The 18,616-nt window shown below is 68.0% G+C and carries 21 protein-coding genes and 1 pseudogene; 9 read left to right on the top strand and 13 right to left on the bottom strand.

Features of this window, described 5'->3' with window-relative positions; genetic code table 11:
• Positions 1-29: 29 nt before the first annotated feature.
• The gene (locus C6W92_RS14655) at positions 30-725 is read right to left on the bottom strand and encodes a VCBS repeat-containing protein (RefSeq protein ID WP_129434466.1); all 696 of its coding nucleotides are present in this window, start codon (positions 723-725) and stop codon (positions 30-32) included.
• 4 nt (positions 726-729) lie between these two features.
• Complete coding sequence (locus C6W92_RS14650) at positions 730-1,053, bottom strand: 2Fe-2S iron-sulfur cluster-binding protein (protein ID WP_104019223.1); 324 nt, start codon at positions 1,051-1,053, stop codon at positions 730-732.
• 132 nt (positions 1,054-1,185) lie between these two features.
• Here C6W92_RS14650 and C6W92_RS14645 point away from each other — a divergent pair, with 132 nt between their 5' ends.
• Both C6W92_RS14645 and C6W92_RS14640 read left to right on the top strand, forming a co-directional pair.
• Positions 1,186-1,557, top strand: a complete 372-nt coding sequence (locus tag C6W92_RS14645; RefSeq protein WP_129434464.1) for an OB-fold nucleic acid binding domain-containing protein — start codon at positions 1,186-1,188, stop codon at positions 1,555-1,557.
• Positions 1,558-1,597: 40 nt separating this feature from the next.
• Positions 1,598-2,107 (top strand): peptidoglycan-binding domain-containing protein, encoded by a 510-nt coding sequence (locus tag C6W92_RS14640; RefSeq protein WP_129434462.1) that lies wholly within the window; start codon positions 1,598-1,600, stop codon positions 2,105-2,107.
• A 4-nt stretch (positions 2,108-2,111) separates the two neighbouring features.
• Here the strand turns inward: C6W92_RS14640 and C6W92_RS14635 are convergent, their stop codons facing one another.
• The 4 genes from C6W92_RS14635 to rlmN form a co-directional block, all read right to left on the bottom strand.
• Positions 2,112-2,927 (bottom strand): MBL fold metallo-hydrolase, encoded by an 816-nt coding sequence (locus tag C6W92_RS14635; RefSeq protein ID WP_129434460.1) that lies wholly within the window; start codon positions 2,925-2,927, stop codon positions 2,112-2,114.
• A gap of 144 nt (positions 2,928-3,071) precedes the next feature.
• Positions 3,072-3,797: a gamma-glutamyl-gamma-aminobutyrate hydrolase family protein gene (locus tag C6W92_RS14630; protein WP_129434458.1), complete on the bottom strand. Its 726-nt coding sequence runs from the start codon at positions 3,795-3,797 to the stop codon at positions 3,072-3,074.
• Positions 3,794-4,747 carry an amidoligase family protein gene (locus tag C6W92_RS14625; RefSeq protein ID WP_129434456.1) on the bottom strand — a complete coding sequence of 318 codons (954 nt, stop codon included), beginning with the start codon at positions 4,745-4,747 and terminating at the stop codon, positions 3,794-3,796. The genes C6W92_RS14630 and C6W92_RS14625 overlap by 4 nt, the downstream gene beginning before the upstream one ends.
• Positions 4,744-5,931 carry a 23S rRNA (adenine(2503)-C(2))-methyltransferase RlmN gene (rlmN, locus tag C6W92_RS14620; protein WP_129434454.1) on the bottom strand — a complete coding sequence of 396 codons (1,188 nt, stop codon included), beginning with the start codon at positions 5,929-5,931 and terminating at the stop codon, positions 4,744-4,746. Before rlmN ends, C6W92_RS14625 begins: the two co-directional genes overlap by 4 nt.
• A 169-nt stretch (positions 5,932-6,100) precedes the next feature.
• Between rlmN and C6W92_RS18005 the strand changes: the two are divergent.
• Positions 6,101-6,274, top strand: a pseudogene (locus C6W92_RS18005) (integrase core domain-containing protein); the annotation flags it as partial.
• Between the two features lie 48 nt (positions 6,275-6,322).
• Here C6W92_RS18005 and C6W92_RS14610 read toward each other — a convergent pair.
• The gene (locus C6W92_RS14610; RefSeq protein WP_129434451.1) at positions 6,323-6,889 is read right to left on the bottom strand and encodes a DNA-3-methyladenine glycosylase I; all 567 of its coding nucleotides are present in this window, start codon (positions 6,887-6,889) and stop codon (positions 6,323-6,325) included.
• Between the two features lie 96 nt (positions 6,890-6,985).
• On the opposite strand from C6W92_RS14610, the gene C6W92_RS14605 reads away from it, so the two are divergent.
• From C6W92_RS14605 to phbB, 3 genes are all read left to right on the top strand, one after another.
• Positions 6,986-7,822: an EAL domain-containing protein gene (locus tag C6W92_RS14605; protein WP_129434449.1), complete on the top strand. Its 837-nt coding sequence runs from the start codon at positions 6,986-6,988 to the stop codon at positions 7,820-7,822.
• A 107-nt stretch (positions 7,823-7,929) separates the two neighbouring features.
• Entirely contained in the window at positions 7,930-9,105 is a 1,176-nt protein-coding gene (locus tag C6W92_RS14600; RefSeq protein WP_129434447.1) for an acetyl-CoA C-acetyltransferase, read from the top strand.
• A gap of 173 nt (positions 9,106-9,278) precedes the next feature.
• Positions 9,279-10,001, top strand: coding sequence for an acetoacetyl-CoA reductase (gene phbB, locus C6W92_RS14595; RefSeq protein ID WP_129434445.1), 723 nt, complete (start codon positions 9,279-9,281; stop codon positions 9,999-10,001).
• Positions 10,002-10,051: 50 nt separating this feature from the next.
• Here the strand turns inward: phbB and C6W92_RS14590 are convergent, their stop codons facing one another.
• From C6W92_RS14590 to C6W92_RS14580, 3 genes are all read right to left on the bottom strand, one after another.
• Complete coding sequence (locus C6W92_RS14590; RefSeq protein ID WP_129434444.1) at positions 10,052-10,222, bottom strand: DUF465 domain-containing protein; 171 nt, start codon at positions 10,220-10,222, stop codon at positions 10,052-10,054.
• 120 nt (positions 10,223-10,342) lie between these two features.
• Complete coding sequence (locus C6W92_RS14585) at positions 10,343-11,107, bottom strand: methyltransferase (RefSeq protein WP_129434442.1); 765 nt, start codon at positions 11,105-11,107, stop codon at positions 10,343-10,345.
• Positions 11,097-11,312 (bottom strand): DUF2007 domain-containing protein, encoded by a 216-nt coding sequence (locus C6W92_RS14580; RefSeq protein ID WP_104019208.1) that lies wholly within the window; start codon positions 11,310-11,312, stop codon positions 11,097-11,099. The genes C6W92_RS14585 and C6W92_RS14580 overlap by 11 nt, the downstream gene beginning before the upstream one ends.
• 51 nt (positions 11,313-11,363) lie before the next feature.
• Here C6W92_RS14580 and C6W92_RS14575 point away from each other — a divergent pair, with 51 nt between their 5' ends.
• The gene (locus C6W92_RS14575; protein WP_129434440.1) at positions 11,364-12,365 is read left to right on the top strand and encodes a polyprenyl synthetase family protein; all 1,002 of its coding nucleotides are present in this window, start codon (positions 11,364-11,366) and stop codon (positions 12,363-12,365) included.
• On the opposite strand, the gene C6W92_RS14570 is transcribed toward C6W92_RS14575, so the two are convergent.
• The 3 genes from C6W92_RS14570 to C6W92_RS14560 form a co-directional block, all read right to left on the bottom strand.
• Positions 12,358-13,197 carry a 4-(cytidine 5'-diphospho)-2-C-methyl-D-erythritol kinase gene (locus C6W92_RS14570; protein WP_129434438.1) on the bottom strand — a complete coding sequence of 280 codons (840 nt, stop codon included), beginning with the start codon at positions 13,195-13,197 and terminating at the stop codon, positions 12,358-12,360. The genes C6W92_RS14575 and C6W92_RS14570 overlap by 8 nt on opposite strands.
• On the bottom strand, positions 13,184-14,890 hold the full coding sequence (locus C6W92_RS14565) for a tetratricopeptide repeat protein (protein ID WP_241691174.1): 1,707 nt from the start codon (positions 14,888-14,890) through the stop codon (positions 13,184-13,186). Before C6W92_RS14565 ends, C6W92_RS14570 begins: the two co-directional genes overlap by 14 nt.
• Positions 14,891-14,997: 107 nt before the next feature.
• Positions 14,998-16,647, bottom strand: a complete 1,650-nt coding sequence (locus C6W92_RS14560; protein ID WP_129434434.1) for an electron transfer flavoprotein-ubiquinone oxidoreductase — start codon at positions 16,645-16,647, stop codon at positions 14,998-15,000.
• A gap of 291 nt (positions 16,648-16,938) precedes the next feature.
• On the opposite strand from C6W92_RS14560, the gene greA reads away from it, so the two are divergent.
• Together greA and C6W92_RS14550 are read left to right on the top strand one after the other, a co-directional pair.
• Positions 16,939-17,409, top strand: coding sequence for a transcription elongation factor GreA (greA, locus tag C6W92_RS14555; RefSeq protein ID WP_129434432.1), 471 nt, complete (start codon positions 16,939-16,941; stop codon positions 17,407-17,409).
• Positions 17,410-17,425: 16 nt separating this feature from the next.
• Positions 17,426-18,430, top strand: coding sequence for a hypothetical protein (locus tag C6W92_RS14550; protein WP_129434430.1), 1,005 nt, complete (start codon positions 17,426-17,428; stop codon positions 18,428-18,430).
• The last annotated feature ends 186 nt before the right edge of the window (positions 18,431-18,616 follow it).

Below are 18,616 nucleotides of genomic sequence, written 5' to 3'. Positions count from 1 at the left end.
GGCCTTGGGTATTTGGGGAAAAGTGAAGATCAGGGGCAGGCGAGGGCGGCGTCGAGGTCTTCGGGGCCGCGATAGGGGCGGATGGCTTCGCTTGCGAGGGTGCTGTCGCGAAACCGCGTGGCCGCCACCTGCGACCAGCCGGAGACCGCGGTGATCATCTCGGACCCGTCGCCGCAGTCGCGGATGCCGCCGGGGATGAAATCCCAGCCGATCTTGTGATTGGTGAGGCCGTAGGCATCGGCCACGTGGTGGAGCGCCCCGTCGCGGAAGCGCCAGACGCGCAGCACCTGGGCGAGGTGGGGGCGGTCGATATAGGCGATTTCCACATACCCGTCGCGGTCTAGATCGGCCGCCCCGATGGGGGCAAGCCAGCGGTTGCGCCTGCCGATATGCGGCGTCGCCGCGATGCGGCCGCCGGGGCCGTATACGGCGAGGCGCGCGCCCTCGCGCAGGCTCGATTCCACCACGATCACCTCTGCCGCGCCGTCGCCGTCGAGATCGGCGAGGCGGGGAGCAATATCCTCGAAGACGAGGGTTTCGGGCAGGGTGAGGCGGCGGGTGGTGCCGTCGTCGAGATCGAGCGTCAGCGCGCCCCATTCACCGCCCGCGCCCAACACCCCGTGGCCGTAGCGGTCGGTGGGGTCGGTGTAGTGGGCCGCCGTGATCGCCTGTGCCGCCGCCATGCCGGGAAACAGCAGGGCGGCGATCAGGGCAAGGCCGCGCATCGCCTCAGATCTGGCGCTCGGGCATCTGCACCACCAGCCCGTCGAGCGCGTCGCTCACCTTGAGCTGGCAGGTCAGGCGCGAGCGTTCGGGGTCGGGCTCGTAGGCGAAATCGAGCATGTCCTCTTCCATGTCGTCGCGGGGCGGCAGTTTTTCCACCCATTCGGGGGCGACGTAGACATGGCAGGTCGAGCAGGCGCAGGCGCCGCCGCAATCGGCCTCGATGCCCGGGATGCCGTTGTCGCGGGCGCCTTCCATCACCGTCAGCCCGGTGGCCACCTCGACCTCGTGGCGCGTGCCGTTATGCTCGATATAGGTGATTTTCGCCATGATGCGGGACTCTCCCTTTGACAGCAGTTCAACAGGCTACCTAGTCAACCGCCCGGCCCGAGGCCAGACCATTTTTGCCGTGCCGCATGAAAAAGAGTTGCGGCCACAGGTATTTGTTCTATTTTTGTTCTCATGAGTCCCTACCTGCCCCGTCCGCCCGCGGCGCTCGTCGCTGCCCGCCTGCCCGAGGTGCCGGCGGGGGGCCGCGTGGCGGTGGCGGGGCTGGTGATCCTGCGCCAGAGGCCCGGCACGGCGCGCGGCGTGGTGTTTCTCACGCTCGAGGACGAGACCGGGGTGATCAACGTCATCGTCTGGCGCAAGCTGTTCGAGCGGTTCCGCCGCGCGGTGATCGCCGGGCGGCTGCTCAGGGTGACGGGACGGGTGGAGCGGCAGGCCGGCGTAATCCATCTCGTGGCCGAGAAGATCGAGGATATCTCTGACCTGCTCGATCGGCTGGCCGACGCGAATGCCGCGCCGCTTCCCCCGCCGGGGCAAACCGGCTAGGCTTGCCGCGACAGCCCTGATCCGGACCGATCCGCCGCCCATGCCCAGCCGCCCGTTCCCCGCCGCCGCGCTGATCCTCGCGCTTGCTGCCTGTCAGCCCGTGTCGCACCCGCTCGTGCCGCCGCCGGGCCTGACCGAGGCGCCGCCCGGCGCCCCCCCCGGCACCTGCTGGGGCAAGCAGGTCTCGCCCGCCGTGGTCGAGACGGTGACCGAGCAGGTGCAGACCGCCCCCGCCGTCACCGCCGCCGATGGCCGTATCGTCACGCCCGCGCGCTATGCCACCGAGACGCGGCAGTCTATCGTCGAGGAACGGCGCGTGCGCTGGATCGAGACGCCCTGCCCGCAAGACCGGACGCCCGATTTCATCGCGTCGCTGCAACGCGCGCTGATGGCGCGGGGGCTGCATGCCGGGCCGGTGACGGGACGGATGGATGCGCGCACCCGCCAAGCTGTCCGCCGCTACCAGACGGAACATGGGCTCGACAGCAATATCCTCTCGCTTGCGAGCGCCCGCGCGCTGGGTCTCGTCGCCCTGCCGCGCCCCGAATGAGGCATCAGTCAGCAGCGCGCAGCCAGGCGGGACGAAGCACCACGATGGTGGGCCGGTCGGGCAGGCTGCGCAGCGAGACCTCGATCTCGCTGGTGCCGGGGCGGTGAATGGCGAATTCACCCTCCATCCCCGCGAGGAACCGCGCCAGCCCGGCGTCGGTGAACCAGTGCATGGGGATGACGATGCTCGCCTCCATCCGGCGCAGTACCGCCATCATCGCGCCGAGCGCCATCGTGTAGCCGCCATCCACCGGCGCCATCACCACGTCCATCCGCCCCAGGGCTGCGTATTGGTCGTCGGTCGGTTCGTGGTGCAGGTGTCCCAGGTGCGCGATGCACAGCCCCTCGGCCTCGAACACGAAGATCGAGTTGCCGCGTGGCTCGCGCCCGCTGCTGCCCAGCCGAATATCGGTGGAGACGTTGCGGATCAGCATCGCGCCGAGATCGAGGTGATGCTCCACCCCCTCGCCGAAGGGCCCCCAACCGCGCAGGACATGGGGGATCGCCGGATCGGGGTCGGTGGTGAAATGGGTGGCATGGGCGTGGTTCATGGTCACGACATCGGGCGTGAACCCGGCGCTGCCGAGGAACCCGGCGTAATCCGTCACCGCCGACAACCCGCCCGCCTGGATCAGGAACGAGGCGTGGCTGACGTAACGGATGCGTACCGTGTGATCGGGCAGCGGGTCGCGGAAGCCGGCCTTGTGCAGGTAGTGCAGGCCCGGTGCGGCATCTGCGAGGGCGATGCAATGGCTGGGGCGGCGCTCTTGCGCGGTGGCGCTGGTGGCGAGCAGGATCAGGGCAAGGGCAAGTCGGATCATCATGCGTCTCCTCTGGTCCGGGCAGAGGATAGCACGGTTTGACGTCGCGTCAGCCCGCGCCCGCCTTTCTCTGCGCCGTGTTCCGCGGCGGGGGCAGGTCATCAATGTCCCGTTGTGAACAGCCCCGGCGCAGCCTCTCCGCGCTCACCCCGCCTCGGCGTCGACGCCGGCAAGCTGCGCCGCCTCGGCGCGCCGCGCGCGCGCGGCGGCGACGAGCGCGCGGAAAATCCCCATCTGTCGGCGGGCGTAGAACAGGTGCTCGGGATGCCACTGCACCCCCAGCGCGAACGGCTCCTCGACCCGCTCGATGGCCTGCACCATGCCGCCGCGATCCCGCGCCGCCACGCGCAGACCGTCGCCCAGCACGTCCACCGCCTGGCTGTGCAGCGCGTTGATCTTCATCGGCTCGGTCCCGGCCAGCCGCGCCAGTCGCGTGCCGGGCACGATGTTGACCTCCTTGCGCGGCAGGATCGTGCGGCGGTGGTCGCTCGCCTCGTAGGTGGCATAGGCGTCCTGGTGCAGCGTGCCGCCCAGGGCGATGTTGAGCATCTGGCTACCCCGGCAAATCCCGAGCACCGGCATCCCCCGCGCGAAGGCATCGAGCACCACGCCCCGCTCCAGCGCGTCGCGGTCCGGGTCGAGCCGCGCCGAGGTGACGATCCGGCCGCCGTAGAGATCGGGCGAAATATCGTCGCCGCCGCCGATGATGACGCCATCGACCGCGCCCATCTCGGTCTCGCGCCCGGCCTGCCAGCGCCGCGGGCACCCGCCCGCGAGCCAAAGGTTGAGCGCGATCAGCGGGTAGATGCGCCATCCCGAGCGGCGCGAGACGGTGACCCCGATCACGGGGCGCGGCGCGGTTCGGGTCATGCGGTTTCGATCCCCGCCGTCAGCAGGATGCGCCCGGCGCGCGCCGCCCAGTGCTGACGCGACAGCGTGACCAGCCCGTGATCATCGAGCCAGGCATCCGACAGCCGCCTGAGCAGGGCATCGTCGCGCGCGACCCGCTCCACCGCCACCCAGCGCCACCATTCGCGGGCCAGCGACCAGTCGGCCTCGTCGATCCGGCAATCGGGCAGGCGGAAATGAAAGGTGGGCCGCGCCGATGTCTTGTCCGAGATCGCGGCGGCAACGCGGGGGCCGTCGAAATGCGCGAAGAGCGGCAGCATGTCGAGCCCGCGATTGCGGCTCGGTGTCAGTTCCAGGTACAGCTCGGTGACGTGATCGCGCGCCGCCTCCGGCCCCGCCTCGATCAGCGCGCGCACGAAATCGGTGGGGTAGGGATCGGTGAACGGTAACAGGCGGCGCGACTCGTCGATCGGGTAGGCACTGCGCAGCCAGTCCTCGATCAGCGCATAGGCCAGCAGCGGGCGCACCGTGTCGGCATCGGCCCCGCTCGCCACCTCGATGTTGAAATGCACGCCGAAGCCGAAGACGAGCCCCGCGCCGCTGCCCTGCGCGCCGGCGTCGCGCAGGGTCTCGCGCAGATCGTCGAGCCGTGCGAGCCCGTCCATGTCCAGCGGTTCGGTAACGATCTCGACCGGCACCACCTCGCGGCCCAGGTCCAGCGCCAGGTCGCGCAGCCGACTTTTCTGTGCCTTGCGCAGGAAAATGTCGAGATAGACCTCGACATCGCCGATCCCGCTCTCGCGGACAGCCCAGATATGGCTGTCCTCCTGATCGGCGCGCCCGCCCAGCCGGTCGGCCACGATCCGTGCCACGCGCGCCTCGTCGAGCCCGCCCAGCTCGATCTCGACGCCCACGCGGCGCGCCTCGCCCTCGGCATTCAGGGGCTGCGGCAGCGGCGCGAACCCGGTCAAGGGCGGCTCGCTCCCGCCTCGGCCTCGATTTCGCGGCGCGGCTTGCGCGCGCGCTCGGTGGCGGATTTGAGCTGTCCGCAGGCGGCCATGATATCCTCGCCGCGCGGGGTGCGGATGGGGCTCGCGTAACCCGCCTTGTAGAGGATATGCGCGAACGCCTCGATCCGCTCCCAGTCGCTGCGCTGATGCGGCGCGCCGGGCCATTCGTTGAACGGGATGAGGTTGATCTTGGCCGGGATGCCCGCGATCAGCTTGACCAGTCGGCGCGCGTCGGCGTCGCTGTCGTTCACATCCTTGAGCATCACGTATTCAAAGGTGATCCGCTCGGAATTGCTGAGCCGCGGATATTCGCGCAAGGCCCCCAGCAGCGTCTCGATGTTCCACTTCCTGTTGATCGGCACCAGCTTGTCGCGCACCTCGTCGGTGGTGGCGTGGAAGCTGACAGCGAGCAGGCAGCCGATTTCCTGCGCGGTCCGCGCGATTTCCGGCACCACCCCGCTTGTCGAGAGCGTGATCCGGCGGCGCGACAGCGATATCCCCTCGCCATCCATCGCGATCTTCATGGCGTCGCGGACGTTCTCGAAATTGTAGAGCGGCTCGCCCATGCCCATCAGCACGATATTGCTGATGAGGCGGGGCCGCTCGCCCGCGGGCTCGCCCTGTTTCGGCCATTCGTCCAGATCGTCGCGCGCCAGCATCACCTGCCCGATGATCTCTCCGGCGGTCAGGTTACGCACCAGCTTTTGCGTGCCGGTGTGGCAGAACGAACAGGTCAGCGTGCAGCCCACCTGCGACGAGATGCACAGCGTGCCGCGATCCGTCTCGGGGATATAGACCACCTCGACCTCGTGCCCGCCCGCGATCCGCACGAGGTACTTGCGCGTGCCGTCGGCGCTCACCTGTCGGCTGACCACCTCTGGCACCTCGATCACGAATTTCTCTGCCAGGTCGGCGCGATACGCCTTGGCGAGGTTGGTCATCGCGTGGAAATCGCGCACCCCCCATTGATAGACCCACTGCCAGATCTGGTTCACGCGCATCTTGGCCTGTTTCTCGGGGGTTCCGGCGTCGATCAACGCCGCGCGCAGCCCCTCGCGCGTCAGCCCGACGATGTTGGCGGGGCCGTCCGGGGCCTTGCGGGGGATGGTCAGCACATCCTGCGTGATCGGGGAGGTCTGGGTCATGGTGCGTCCTGTGGTCGGAATGGCATGTCATATAGGGCATCAAAGGCGATTCCGAAACAGGCGTTGTGCGGGAGAGGGGGCGCGTTCCGGCGCTTGCCTGTCTCTCGCGGACCTCACAAACATCCCCCCGCGCGTGGAACAAGGCGTGCCCCGCGCGCGGAACAAGGCGTACTTGCACGCCTGGGAGACCGGATCGGAAGCCACGGCGGGTCGCGGCAAGTGGATCGAGTTCTACAACCGAAAGCGCCCGCATTCTGCCCTTGGCGGCAAACCCCCAGCCGTGGTCTATCGGCTGCGGGATGAAGACCCCCAACCCGATCAGCAGGAGCAAAGAGTAGCTTAATTTACGCCGGAAACTGTCCAAACATTGGGGAGTAGCTCACCCCCTCCCTCAGCCCAGCCTTGCCACCTCTGCATGGCACGGGCAGGTCACCAGGTGGTCGTTGACCAGCCCCGCCGCCTGCATGAACGCATAGGTGATCGTCGGCCCGCAGAAGCGAAAGCCGCGGCGTTTCAGGTCCTTCGAAAGTTTACGGGAAATGTCCGTATCGGCCGGCACCTCCGCAAGGGTCGCGAATCGGTTTTGCACCGGCCTGCCGTCCACGAAATCCCAGATGTAGCGGGCAAAGCCCTGCTCCGCCTCGATCTCTTGCCACGCTCGCGCGTTGCCGATGGTCGCCGCGATCTTGCCGCGGTGGCGGATGATGCCCGGATCATCCAGCAGCCGCGCCACGTCTGCCTCGCCCCATCCGGCGATCGCCTCTGGGTCGAACCCCGCTAATGCCGCGCGGAAATTCTCGCGCTTGCGCAGCACGGTGATCCAGCTCAGCCCCGCCTGGAATCCCTCCAGCACCAGCGTCTCCCATAGTGCGCGGCTGTCCCGCTCGGGCACGCCCCATTCGGTGTCGTGATAGGTGATGTAGAGCGGGTCGTCGCCCGCCCAGCCACAGCGTTCCATGCCGCCCTCCCGGTGCAAATCGTTCAAATGCGCGCTTTAAGCGATCCTTAAGGTCGGACGCGCACCCTGCAAGCGCAGATGGAATCGGAGGGCGGCATGGGGCGCAAGGGAAAATGGGCGGATATCCCCGCCGGGCAGGACAGCCCGCTCAACTATGCCGTCTCCGCCCGCGACCGATCGGTGATCGACATGGTCGAGGCGGCGATCCGCCACCGCCAGGTGCTGCTCGCCTTCCAGCCCGTCGTCACCGCCGGGCAGCCGGACCGCCCGGCCTTCTACGAGGGGTTGATTCGCGTGACCGACGAAACCGGCCGCGTGATCCCCGCGCGCGACTTCATCACCCAGGTGGAAACGCGCGAGAGCGGGCGCATCATCGACTGCCTCGCGCTGGAAAAGGGGCTCGCCACCCTCGCCGAATACCCCGACCTGCGACTGTCGATCAACATGTCGGCGCGCTCCATCGGCTATCGCCGCTGGATGCGCACGTTGGGCAAGGGGCTGTCGCGCGATCCCACCATCGCCGAGCGGTTGATCCTCGAAATCACCGAAAGCTCTGCCATGCTGGTGCCCGAGCTGGTCATCGGCTTCATGACCGAGTTGCAGGCCAAGGGCGTTGGCTTTGCCCTCGACGATTTCGGCGCAGGCTACACATCGTTCAGATTTCTCAAGGATTTCTTCTTCGACGTCCTCAAGATCGACGGGCAGTTCATTCGCGGCATCGCCACCAGTGCCGACAACCAGGTGCTCGCCGCCGCGCTGCTGAGCATCGGGCGGCAATTCGACATGGTCACCGTCGCCGAAAGCGTCGAGCGCGCGGATGACGCGGCCTATCTGACGGCGCTCGGGCTTGACTGTCTCCAGGGGTACTATTTCGGCGCGCCCACGGTGCGCCCGCCCTGGCTCGATACCGGGTTTGCGCAGGCCACCGGCTGAAACCGGCTGCGGCATAAGGCCACCACCGTTGCCGCGACGCAGCACTTGCGTTATGACGCGCCGGAACACTGGCGCGAAGCGCCAGCCCATCCCGGAGGAGGATATCCATGACCAATGTCGTAATCGCGTCCGCTGCGCGCACCGCTGTCGGCTCTTTCGGCGGCGCGTTCGCCACCACCCCGGCCCACGATCTCGGCGCCGCCGTGCTCGAGGCGGTGGTTGCGCGCGCGGGCATCGACAAGGCCGAGGTCTCCGAGACGATCCTCGGCCAGGTGCTCACCGCCGCGCAGGGCCAGAACCCGGCGCGCCAGGCGCATGTCAACGCCGGCCTGCCCATCGAATCGGCGGCCTGGGGCATCAACCAGGTCTGCGGCTCGGGCCTGCGGGCGGTGGCGCTCGGGGCCCAGCACATCCAGCTCGGCGATGCGCAGATCGTCTGCGCCGGCGGACAGGAAAGCATGACGCTCTCGCCCCACGCCGCGCATCTGCGCGCGGGCCACAAGATGGGTGACATGAAATACATCGACACGATGATCCGCGACGGGCTCTGGGACGCGTTCAACGGCTATCACATGGGCCAGACCGCCGAGAACGTCGCCGACAAGTGGCAGATCACCCGCGAGACGCAGGACGCGTTTGCCGTGGCCAGCCAGAACAAGGCCGAGGCCGCGCAGAAGGCCGGGCGCTTCGATGACGAGGTGATCCCCTTCACCGTCAAGACCCGCAAGGGCGAGACAGTCGTGGACAAGGACGAATACATCCGCCACGGCGCCACCATCGAGGGCATGCAGAAGCTGCGCCCCGCCTTTACCAAGGACGGATCGGTCACCGCCGCCAACGCCAGCGGCCTCAACGACGGCGCCGCCGCGACCCTGCTGATGAGTGCCGACGAGGCCGAGCGCCGCGGCATCACCCCGCTGGCGCGCATCGCCTCCTACGCCACCGCCGGGGTCGATCCGTCGATCATGGGCGTCGGGCCGGTCAATGCCAGCCGCAAGGCGCTGGAAAAGGCGGGATGGAGCGTGGATGACCTCGACCTTGTCGAGGCCAACGAGGCCTTTGCCGCGCAGGCCTGCGCCGTCAACAAGGAGATGGGCTGGAACCCCGACATCGTGAACGTCAACGGCGGCGCCATCGCCATCGGCCACCCGATCGGCGCATCCGGCTGCCGCGTGCTCAACACGCTGCTGTTCGAGATGCAGCGCCGCGACGCCAAGAAGGGTATCGCCACGCTGTGCATCGGCGGCGGCATGGGCGTCGCGCTCTGCGTCGAGCGCCCGTGACCGGCGCGCGGTGACGCGGGCACGGATCACCAAAGGGCGCCCCGCACGGCGCCCTTTTTTCCGGCCAGCGGCAGGCCTTGGCTGCATCGCAGAAGATTTACCGCGCAACATTGTTGCGCTCATCGGGTCAAACCGATAATCAACTTACGAACCAAGCCATAGCGGAGGATATCATGGCCAGAACTGCACTCGTCACCGGAGGATCGCGCGGGATCGGCGCCGCCATATCCAAGGCGCTCCAAGCCGACGGCTACACCGTCGCCGCCACCTATGCCGGCAACGATGAGGCTGCCGCGAAATTCACCGAGGAAACCGGCATCAAGACCTACAAGTGGAACGTGGCCGATTATGACGAGTCCAAGGCCGGGATCGGCCGCGTCGATGCCGATCTCGGCCCGATCGAGATCGTCGTGGCCAACGCGGGCATCACCCGTGACGCGCCCTTCCACAAGATGACGCCGCAGCAATGGGGCGACGTGATCGACACCAACCTCACCGGCGTGTTCAACACCATCCATCCGGTCTGGCCGGGCATGCGCGAGCGCGGCTTTGGCCGGGTTGTGGTGATCTCTTCGGTCAACGGCCAGAAGGGTCAGTTCGCGCAGGCCAACTATGCCGCGACCAAGGCCGGCGATCTCGGTATCGTGCGTAGCCTCGCACAGGAAGGCGCGGCCAAGGGCATCACCGCCAACGCCGTGTGCCCCGGCTACATCGCCACCGAAATGGTCATGGCAGTGCCGGAAAAGGTGCGCGAGGCGATCATCGGCATGATCCCGGCGGGCCGCTTGGGCGAGCCGGAGGAAATCGCCCGCTGCGTGAGCTTCCTCGTCTCCGACGATGCGAGCTTTATCAACGGCTCGACCATCTCCGCCAATGGCGGACAGTTCTTCTCGTAATCAAGCGAGCGTGCCGGGGGCCGGGCCGCGCGCCCGGCCCGCGCCGCCTGTCAGGCGTTGACCGTCAGGCGCTCGATTTCTTCCTTGATTTTCAGTTTCTGTTTCTTGAGTTCCGCGAGTTCCAGCGAGCTCACTCCCGGGGCGCGTTGCGCCGCCTCCACCTTTTCCGAGAGCGCGTGATGTTTCTTCTTCAGTTCCTCGATATGCGAACTCAAGCTCATTGGCTGTCTCCTCAGTGAAATGGGTGTCCCATGGACATGGGAATTGCAGCACAGTTTTACAATTCTGTCACGCTGCGTCCGCGAGATGCGCGGCTTTTTTCCGATCGGATTTTCGGCAATTCACCGGCAAAAGGGCAGGGGGGCTGCGTCGCGCAGGACCGAGGCCGTTGATCGTGTGAGGTTTTCCCCGTCGCCCGCGTGGCGCGGCCCCTCGTGCAGCAGCCAGCCGTCGCACAGCCTCAGGCCTGCGCGTCCGCCCTTGCGCGCCCGCACCAGCACCAGTCGCGCCGCCCGTCCGCGCCGGGGAATCAGTGGCAGCACCTCGACCGAGCCGCGCATCGCCGCCAGGAGGTCGGCCAGCCGCTCGGCACGGTGGATGACGCAGACATGCCCCCCCGGGCGACAGCGCCGCAGTGCCGCCGCGACCCAGTCGGCCAGCGGCAGCGCCTCGCCCAGCGCCCCCTCGCGCCCGGCATCGGCGGCGGGTGTGCCCGCGCCGCGGTCGAAATAGGGCGGGTTGGCGATGACATGGTCGAATTGCCGCTGCCGCAGGGCGTCGGGCATCGCGGCCACGTCCCCGGTCAGCACCTCCATCTCGGCACCATTATGCGCCGCGTTCTCGCACGCCAGCGCGGCATAGGCGGGCTGCATCTCCAGCCCCGCAAGCCGCACACCCGGCACCCGTGCCGCCACGCACAGCGCCGCAACGCCCGCGCCACAGCCCAGGTCGAGCAGCGTTTCGCCCGCCTGCGCCGGGACCGCGGCGGCGAGCAGCACCGGGTCGATCCCGGCGCGATACCCCGCGCGCGGCTGCGCGATCTCCAGCCGTCCGCCAAGAAAGGCATCAAAGCTCAGGTCGGCCCGGGCGAACGGCTCAGTCCTCAAGCGAGAACCCGTTGTCGAGAAGTGTCGTCCGCGCCGCGTCGTAATCGGCCTCGCCCACCATCAGGCGGCGCGGGAAAATCCCGATCGAGCCTTCCAGAACGCTCATGTTTACGTCCATTTCAAAGCAGTCTATATCCTCGCCCTGAAGCAGCGCCTTGGCAAACGCCATGTTGGCCATGTCGGTGGTGCGGTAAAGCTGTCTCATGTCTGCGAGATAAGGGCACCGCGCAGGATTTGTCGAGGGCCGGGGGGACCGATGAGCTTGGACGAGGCAGCCACCAAACCGCACGAGGAGCTGGCCGCGCATCTCGCCGCCAAGCTCGGCGATGTCGATACCCTCATCCGCGCGCGCATGGCCTCGCGCCACGCGCCCCGCATTCCCGAGGTGACGGCCCATCTCGTCGAGGCGGGCGGCAAGCGGCTGCGCCCGATGCTGACGCTCGCCTCCGCCGACCTGTGCGGCTACACGGGCGACCATGACGTGCGCCTCGCGGCGACGGTGGAATTCATCCACACCGCCACGCTCCTGCATGACGACGTTGTCGACGAGAGCGCGAGCCGCCGGGGCCGGCCCACCGCCAACCTTTTGTGGGACAACAAGTCGAGCGTCCTGGTGGGCGATTACCTCTTCGCCCGCGCCTTTCAGCTCATGGTCGAGACCGAATCGCTGCGCGTGCTCGACATCCTGTCGGACGCCGCCGCCACCATCGCCGAGGGCGAGGTGCTTCAGCTCAGCACCGCGCGCGACCTCGCCACGACAGAGGCGCTCTATCTCCAGGTGGTGCGCGGCAAGACGGCGGCGCTTTTCTCGGCGGCGACGCAGGTGGGCGGCGTGATCGCGGGGGCACCCGAGCCACAGGTGCGCGCGCTCTATGATTACGGCGACGCGCTCGGCATCGCCTTCCAGATCGTCGATGACCTGCTCGACTATCAGGGCGATGCGCGCGCCACGGGCAAGAACGTGGGCGACGATTTCCGCGAGCGAAAGCTCACCCTGCCGGTGATTCGCGCGCTGGCGCAGGCCGATGACAGCGAGCGCGCCTTCTGGCGGCGCACCATCGAGAAGGGCGACCAGCAGGACGGCGATCTCGAGCGTGCGCTCGATATCCTGCACGCGCGCGGCGCGCTCGAAGAGACGCGGGCCGCCGCGCAGGGCTGGATCGCGGATGCGCGCACAGCACTCGGGGTTCTGCCAGAACACCCGGTGCGCGACATGCTCGATCATCTTGCCGATTACGTGGTCGCGCGCCTCACCTGAGCCGCGTCGCCACCACCCACCAATCAGGCCGCTGCGCCGCGATCCGCGCCGCCGCCCGCGTTGCCGCCATCGCGTCGGGGTAAAGCCCGTAACAGGTGGCCCCCGATCCCGACATCCGCGCCAGCGCGCAGTCCTGGCTCTCGCGCAAGCCTTCCAGCACCGCGCCGATCTCGGGGCAGAGCGCCTGCGCCGGGCCTTCGAGGTCGTTGCGCTGAATGGCGAGCCAGCGGGCGCAGTCGGCGCGATCGTGCCAGCGCGGCAGCACCTCGGGCAGTCCGTCGTTCTCGCGCCGGTCGAGACGGGCGAACACGCCCGGCGTGGCCACCGGCACGCGCGGGTTGACCAGCACCGCGTCGAGCGCGGGCAGCCCGTCCACCGGCTGCACCTCCTCGCCAATCCCGCGCATCCGCGCTGCCCGCGCCAGCAGGCACACGGGCACATCCGCCCCCAGCGCCAGCACGCCCCCGGGCATCGCGATGCCCCCAAGCCGCGCCAGCGCGCGCAGCGTGGCCGCCGCGTCGCTCGATCCGCCGCCGATCCCGGCAGCGGTGGGCAGGTGCTTTTCGAGGGTGATATCGGCCGCGACGCCGATCAGCGCAGCGGCCCGCAGCACCGTGTTTTCCCCGCCGCGCGGCACACCCGCCGCCATCGGCCCGGTCATGCGCAGCCGCGTGCGTGTGGCGGGGCGGGCCTGCACATGGTCGCCGATATCGGCAAAGGCCACCAGTGAATCGAGCAGGTGATAGCCGTCGGCCCGTCGGCCCGTGACATGCAGCGCGAGGTTGATCTTGGCAGGGGCGGCCTCGTGGACGCCCGCGTCAGCCGCCGTCATCGACCATCCGAAGCGGTTCGGCGCCTTCTTCGAGCAGCACCTCGTCGAGCCCGACCTCCAGCTTGCGGCGCACGCGCTCGGGGTCGAGATCGGGAGAGGTCGTGGTCTCATGCAGCGACAGCGCGCGCCGCCACTGGAATCGCGCCTCGGTCTTGCGCCCGACGGCCCAGAGCACGTCGCCCAGATGGTCGTTGACCACAGGATCCGTCGGCATCAACTCGGCGGCGCGCTCCATGTGGCCGATCGCCTCGTCGTAGCGGCCCAGCCGGTAGAGCACCCAGCCGAGGCTATCGACGATATAGCCGCTGTCGGGTCGTTCCGCGACGGCACGCTCGATCATGCCAAGCGCCTCGTCGAGATTCACGCCCTTCTCGACCATCGTGTAACCGAGATAGTTGAGCACCTGCGGGTGATCGGGGTTCAGGTCCAGCGCGCGGCGGAAATCGGCCTCGGCCTCGGGCCAGTTGTCCAGCCGCTCGTGGGCGATGGCGCGGACGTAGTAGACAAACCATTGCGGGTTGTCGCGCTCTTCCAGCAGGGTGACGGCGCGGTTATAGGCGGCGATCGCCTCCTCGTATTCCTCCTGCTCGCGGTGCAGGTCGCCCGCCGCCACGTGGATATCCACGATCTCGGGCAAATGCGCGGCAAGCTGGGCCAGCACCTCTGCCGCGGCGTCGGGCTTGCCGGTGGCGCGCAGTGCCTCGGCGCGGCCCAACTCGGCGGTGTGGAACGCCGGGTGATCGCGCGGCACGCTGGCGAACGCGTCGATGGCGAGCTTGTATTGCTCCATGCTCTGAAGCGTTTCGGCGGCGGTGATGGTGGCGTACACATGGTCCGGGTCGATGGCCTCGGCGGCGCGGGCATAGATCAGCACGAACTCGTCATTGGCCTCCTGCATGAGCGCGCGTGCCAGCGAGAAGAACACCTCGGCCACCCCGTCCCGCGGCCCTTCGACCATCGTGAAGGGCACCGTTTCCCCGGCCTCCAGCCGCGCGCGCAGATTGGCGATCCCGGGCTCGGGCGTGCTGCCGAACGTGTCCTCGAGAACGCTCAGCGCGCGGTCCGTCTCGCCCAGTTGGCTCAGCACCTGCGCCCAGGCGACAACGCCGCTGCGCGTGCGCTGCACCTGCCCGTCGGATTCGCCCGAAAACACCCGGTCCGCGGCTTCGAAATCGCCGACCACCGCCAGCGCCAGCGCCTTGTGATAGAGCGCGAAATTGCGCAGACCCTGCTCCTCTGCCAGCGCGTCGATCCGCGTCAGCGCCGCCGACATGTCGCCGCGCCCCAGCTCGGCCCAGGCCGCGATCATGCCGTCGGCAAGCTCGCCCGCCCCGCGCCCCGCCTCGATGCGCGTCAGAAGCCCGGCCCAGTCTTCGTCCAGCGCCGCCTCGACGATGAGCGGGATCTGCGCGATCTGGCTCCGTGCGTCCTCGGCCTCCATCTTGCGGGCCACGGCGGCCGCCCGGTCCACCTGTCCCAGCGCCATGTAGGCGAATGCCGCGCTCTCCAGGACCTCGATATTGCCCGGGTCGCGCGTCAGCACCTGCGCGTAATACTGTGCCGCGGCGGCAAAATCGCCCTGCGCGCGGGCGTGTTGCGCGGCGAGATAGGCGCCCGACGGCGCCTGCGCCGCCCCTTGCGTGCCCAGCGTCACAAAAACGGCGAGCGCGGCCAGAAACCTGCGATGCGTCACGATGGGGCCCCTTCTTGCTACAAACCACCGGACAAACCTAATGTGCCGCCCGGCCCAAGGCAATGCGGCGCGGGCCCGCGCCCGCGCCGCCGCCGGTCACGCCTGCGTCACATGTTGGGATAGTTCGGCCCGTCGCCGCCCTGCGGCGTGACCCAGGTGATGTTCTGGCTCGGATCCTTGATGTCGCAGGTCTTGCAATGCACGCAGTTCTGGAAATTGATGACGAAGCGCGGATCGCTGCCCTCTTCGTGCACCACTTCGTAGACACCCGCCGGACAGTAGCGCTGCGCCGGCTCGGCGTATTCCGGTAGGTTGACCGAGACTGGCACCTCCGGGTCGCCCAGTTGCAGGTGACAGGGCTGGCTCTCCTCGTGGTTGGTCATCGAGAAGCTCACGTTGGTCAGCCGGTCGAAGCTCAGCTTGCCGTCGGGCTTGGGATAGTCGATCGGCTTGTGATCGCTCGCCTTTCCGGTCGCCTCGGCATCGGACTTGCCGTGCCCCAGCGTGCCCAGAAGGCTGAACCCGGCGGTGTTGGTCCACATGTCGAACCCACCCAGCGTGAGCGAGGTCAGAAGCCCGTATTTCGACCAAAGCGGCTTGACGTTGCGCACCTTCTTGAGGTCGCGGCCGATCGCGCCCTCGCGCACCTCGGTCTCATACGCGCTTAGCTCGTCGCTCGCGCGACCTGCCTTGATTGCCTCGTGCGCGGCCTCGGCGGCGGCCTTGCCCGAGAGCATCGCGTTGTGGTTGCCCTTGATGCGCGGCACGTTGACCATCCCCACCGAACAGCCCAGCAGCGCCACGCCCGGCGCCACCATCTTCGGCATCGACTGCCAGCCCCCCTCCGAGATCGCCCGCGCGCCATAGGCCACGCGCTTGCCCCCTTTCAGCAGGTCGGCGACCATCGGATGATGCTTGAACCGCTGGAATTCCATGTAGGGATAGAGATGCGGATTCTCGTAGTTGAGGTGCACCACGAAGCCCACGTAAACCTGGTTGTTCTCGAGGTGATAGATAAAGCTGCCGCCGCCGGCGTTCTTGCCCAGCGGCCAGCCCATCGTGTGGGTGACGCTGCCCTCGCGGTGCTTGTCGGGGTCCACCTCCCAGATTTCCTTCATGCCGAGCCCGTATTTCTGCGGCTCGACACCGCTGGCGAGGTCGTATTTCGCGATCACCTCCTTCGACAGGCTGCCGCGCACGCCCTCCGAGAGGAACACGTACTTGCCGTGCAGCTCCATTCCCGGCTCATAGTTCGGCCCCGGGGTGCCGTCCGGGTTGCGGCCGAATTCGCCCGCAACCACGCCCTTGACCTCGCCACCGTCGCCATAGACCATCTCCGAGCAGGCCATGCCGGGGAATATCTCGACGCCCAGTTCCTCGGCCTGTTCGGCCATCCAGCGACAGACATTGCCCATCGAGACGATGTAATTGCCGTGGTTGTTCATCAGCGGCGGCATCGGCCAGTTGGGCACCCGGACGCGGCCCGCCGCGCCCAGCATGTAGAAATTGTCGTCGCGCACCGGCACGTTCAGCGGCGCGCCACGCTCCTTCCAGTCGGGGAGGAGCGCGTCGAGGCCAGAGGGATCGAGCACCGCGCCCGACAGGATATGCGCGCCGACCTCCGAGCCCTTTTCCAGCACCACCACGTCGAGGCTCTCGTCGAGTTGCTTCAACCGGATGGCGGCCGAGAGGCCCGCGGGCCCCGCCCCCACGATCACCACGTCGTATTCCATCGCTTCGCGCGTTGCTTCGCTCATCGTCTCCATCCTCTTTCCGGGCCGCGCGCCGCGATCGCTCGCTCCCGCGCAACAAAGTTGCGAGAGTGACTATCGTGCGTCCGCTTGAGGCGTCAATTGAAACACGACGTTATGACACGCCGAAACCGGCAATTTGTCACGTTCGCGGCCATGTTCGCGCGCGCGAGACCCGCACCCAGACGATCCCCTCTTGCAATCGGGCGCGCGCTTCGTGCAATCTCGATCGCACAATTGGAAACCACCAACGGGGCTGCGGGTTCGCGGCCCCTCTTGCGATGATGGACGCGCGCGATGGAAAAGATACCGATGACAGCCGCCGGTCACGAAGCGCTGGAAAAAGAGCTCAAGCACCTCAAGTCGGTCGAGCGTCCCGCCATCATCCGCGCCATCGCAGAGGCGCGCGAGCATGGCGATCTCAGCGAGAATGCCGAATACCATTCCGCCAAGGAAAAACAGTCCTTCATCGAGGGTCGCATCAAGGAGGTCGAGGGCATCCTCAGCCTCGCCGAGGTGATCGACCCCAAGCGCCTGTCGGGCGCGATCAAGTTCGGCGCCACCGTGACCCTGATCGACGAGGACACCGAGGCCGAGCACACATGGCAGATCGTGGGCGAACACGAGGCCAGTATCGAGAAGGGCCTGCTCAACATGAAATCTCCCATCGCCCGCGCGCTCATCGGCAAGGAAGAGGGCGACAGCGTCGAGGTGCGCACCCCCGGCGGCGATCGGTCCTACGAGGTGGTCAAGATCGCCTATATCTGAGGCAAAGGCCCGGCACATGGCCCCATCATCCGATCCCTCGCCGCGTCCCGCAGCCACCTCGCCCCGCGAGCGGCTGACCGCGGTCGAGATCATCGCCGCGATCCTGTCGGTGGCCTGGCTCGCCGGGGCGGCGGTCTACTTCATCGTGCTCGCGCCCGGCCCCGAGTCGGCGGGCCGCGCGCTGCATTTCGTGACCGTGCTGATCGCGATGTTCATGCCGGTGGCGATGCTGTGGGTAGGGGCCACCGCCGCCCGTGCCAGCCGCACCATGCGCGAGGAAAGCGCGCGGCTGCGCGCCGCCATCGACGCCATTCGCGAGGCCTATATCGCGCAGAACACGTCGCTCGGCGCGACGGTCGACAAGACCGTGGCCCAGAAACTCGACGAGATCGTGGCCGCCCAGCGCAAGACCGAGACGGCGCTCGCCACCTTTTCCTCGGTCCGCGTCGAAGAGCCGCCACGCCCGGTCCATCCCGCGCCCCCTGCGCCCGATCCGTCCTCGGGCCAGGTCGTGCTGCCGCTTGGCACCCCTGCCGAAGAGACCGCGCCGCCGCTCGATCGGGAGGATTTCATCCGCGCGCTCAATTTCCCCGAAAGCCCCGAGGACAAGGCCGGGTTCAACGCGCTGCGCCGCGCGCTCAAGGACCGGCCCACCGCGCAGCTCGTGCGCGCCGCGCAGGACGTGCTCACCCTGCTGGCGCAGGACGGCATCTACATGGACGATATGCGCCCCGACATGGCCCGCCCCGAGATATGGCGCCGCTTCGCCGCCGGAGAGCGCGGCCGCGCCGTCGCCGCCTTGGGCGGCATCCGCGACCGCTCGTCGCTGGCGCTCACCGCGGCGCGGATGAAACAGGACGCGATCTTTCGCGACGCGGCGCACCATTTCCTGCGGCTTTTTGACCGGATGGTGTCGACCTTCGCCGAGACAGCGACGGATGCCGAGATATCCGACCTCTCCGAAACCCGCACCGCCCGCGCCTTCATGCTTCTGGGGCGGGTCAGCGGGACATTCGCCTGAGCCTAAAACGGTATCTCATCGTCAAGCGAGTTCCTCGAAATCTCGCCTTCGATCAATTCAAGGAAAGTCTGAACAACGCCTTCTGCTGCGCCGACGCGCCGATGTGAGGGCCATGCCGGGCATCAGGCAGCTTGTTTCCAGCGGCTTTCGGGCTGCTTCGGCCGCTCGGTTGGTGGACAGGCCAAT

The organism is Roseovarius sp. A46, assembly GCF_004126395.1.
GTDB lineage: Bacteria > Pseudomonadota > Alphaproteobacteria > Rhodobacterales > Rhodobacteraceae > Roseovarius > Roseovarius nitratireducens.
This window is presented reverse-complemented; position numbering and strand designations above follow the sequence as displayed.